Origin of the sequence: Rhodococcus sp. EPR-157 (assembly GCF_001647195.1) — a bacterium.
In the GTDB taxonomy this organism is placed as follows: domain Bacteria; phylum Actinomycetota; class Actinomycetes; order Mycobacteriales; family Mycobacteriaceae; genus Rhodococcoides.
Genome location: NZ_LVCV01000218.1, coordinates 1 through 2,298 on the forward strand (window position 1 = coordinate 1; position 2,298 = coordinate 2,298).

The following is a 2,298-nucleotide window of genomic DNA, read 5'->3' on the forward strand; positions in this document are numbered from 1 at the left end:
CGGGTCGGGCGCGCTCGGGTTCCGATCCGTGCACCTCGACCGAACGGATCGCGCGGTGACGCTGACAGTCAACGGAATCCGAACCTTCGCGCGCGGGGGATGCTGGGTGCCGCCGGATCCGGTGCGGATGTGGGTGGATTCGGATCGCATGCGGTTCGAGCTGGAGCGGGTACGCGCTGCCGGACACAACATGGTGCGAGTTGTCGGCACGTTGATGTACGAGCAGCGCGAATTCTGGTCTCTCTGTGCCGAATTGGGGATCCTGGTCTGGCAGGACGTCATGGTGGCGACGTTCGACCCGCCCGAAGACGAGGACTTCGTCGACGTGTTCGAGCAGGAGTTGGCAGTGCTGACCGGTCTCGTCGGTGGCAACCCCGCCTTGGCGGTCGTCAGCGGCGGAAGCGAGACGCAGCAGCAGCCGACGATGCTGGGTGTTCCGTCCGATGGGCAGTACATGTCGTTGTTGGAGAAGATGATTCCGGAGTTCGTCGAGTCCGAACTACCCGGCACCCCGTACGTCACCTCCAGTCCGTCGTCGACGACCGGGGAGCTGCACACCCATGTCGGAGACGGAATCGCGCACTACTTCGGGGTAGGTGGCTATCTGCGGCCACTGTCCGATGTACGCACGGCGCGGGTGCGATTCGCCGCGGAATGCCTGGCATTTTCGATTCCGCCGGAACGGCGATCGGTGGAGAGGATGTTCGGATCGGCCACTGTTGCCGGCCACCACCCGGACTGGAAGGCTGCGGTGCCGCGCGACCGTGGATCGTCCTGGGACTTCGAGGATGTGCGCGATCACTACGTCCGTGACATTTTCGGGGTGGATCCGCATCTCGTGCGCCGCGACGATGCCGAGTTGTATCTGGACTACGGTCGCGCTGCCGTGTGCGAGGCGGTGTCGGCGTCGTACATGCACTGGCGGAGAACGGACTCCGAGTGCACCGGTGCGTTGGTGCTCACCCTTCGTGACCTCGTGCCCGGAGCGGGCTGGGGGTTGATCGACTCGGCGGGAATACCGAAAGCGCCGTGGTACAGCCTCGCTCGCCTCAGCAGCCCAGTCGCGGTCTTCCTTGTCGACGACGGTCTCGACGGCCTGACCGTGGAGCTGGTCGACGACACCGCCGAAACCGTGCACGGAACGCTGAGGGTGACGCTGCACGGGCCGACCGGCGCTGCCGGTGAACCGTACGAATGTCGAATCGAGCTGGGTCCGCACAGTTCTCGGCGGATATCGGTGGACCGGTTGATCGGCTCGTTCACCGACGCCAATCACGCATACCGTTTCGGGACGCAGACGTACGCGGCGGTCTCGGTGGACGTCGTGGATCCCTCGGGTACCACTCTTGCGCAGGCGGTCCACCTCGTCGGCGCCCGGCATGCCCGCCAGAACGACATCGGACTCGAAGCTCACGCGACACCCGTCGACGACGGCGTCTGGTCACTGACCGTGTCGACCCAGTGGGCAGCTCAGTACGTGTGCATCGACGTGGACGGGCTCGAGGTCAGCGACTCGTGGTTCCACCTCGCACCCGGCTCCCGGCGTGTACTGACGGTGACGGGGGACAAGGCACAGGTGACGGGCCATGTGCGCGCACTCAACTCGGTCAAGCGCGCGCAGATCGGTTAGCCCGAGATGCGGCTGAGGCGACCGCGGGCGTAGCCGAATCCCGCAGCACCGACACTGGCCACGACAGCGACAGCACCCCAGGCGCGGACCGGATTGCCACGCGCCGCCGCTGACGTTTCACGGCCGACGGCCCGAGGCAGGATCTTCGCGGTGTACGCCCGCTCGGACGACAGTGCGTCCTCCGACCCGATCAGGCGCGCGATGGCGGCTTTGGACACACCCTCGGCGTAGCTCCGCGACAGCAGATACCTGGGCCGAGTCCGGTCTGCGCTGACTGTGTGGTCGACGACGATCGACGGATCGAAGACGATCTCGGCACCGGGATGATTCTGCCGGAGCCGGATGCACAATTCGGTTTCCTCGCACCCGAGCGGAATGCGCCCGATGCGCCCGATCCCGGATACGAAGCCACCGAGGGCGACGATCGGCTCGCGACGGAACGACATGTTCGCGCCCATCAGGTTGCGTACGGCTGAAGTGGTCGTGGGCTGCCCCCTGTACGTACAGCCCACGATCCAGTCCAGTTCGCCCGGCTGCCCTGCCACCGCGGTGGGAAGGAAAGCGGGACGCGTGTCGGGCCATACCGGATGCGCCGAACCACCTACCGCGTACACGGCCGGATCGTCGTAGTGCGCGAGAAGTGACGACAGCCAGTCCTCGGATCTCGG

2 protein-coding genes are annotated in these 2,298 nt (G+C 66.1%); one reads left to right on the forward strand and one right to left on the reverse strand.

All coding sequences use genetic code 11. The annotated features are described in order from the left end of the window. Positions 1 to 1,630: glycoside hydrolase family 2 protein (locus tag A2J03_RS10035; RefSeq protein ID WP_068372888.1), on the forward strand; the 1,630-nt coding region annotated here is incomplete at its 5' end. Here the strand turns inward: A2J03_RS10035 and A2J03_RS30980 are convergent. Further along, positions 1,627 to 2,298: glycosyltransferase family 2 protein (locus A2J03_RS30980; RefSeq protein WP_068372891.1), on the reverse strand; the 672-nt coding region annotated here is incomplete at its 5' end. The genes A2J03_RS10035 and A2J03_RS30980 overlap by 4 nt on opposite strands.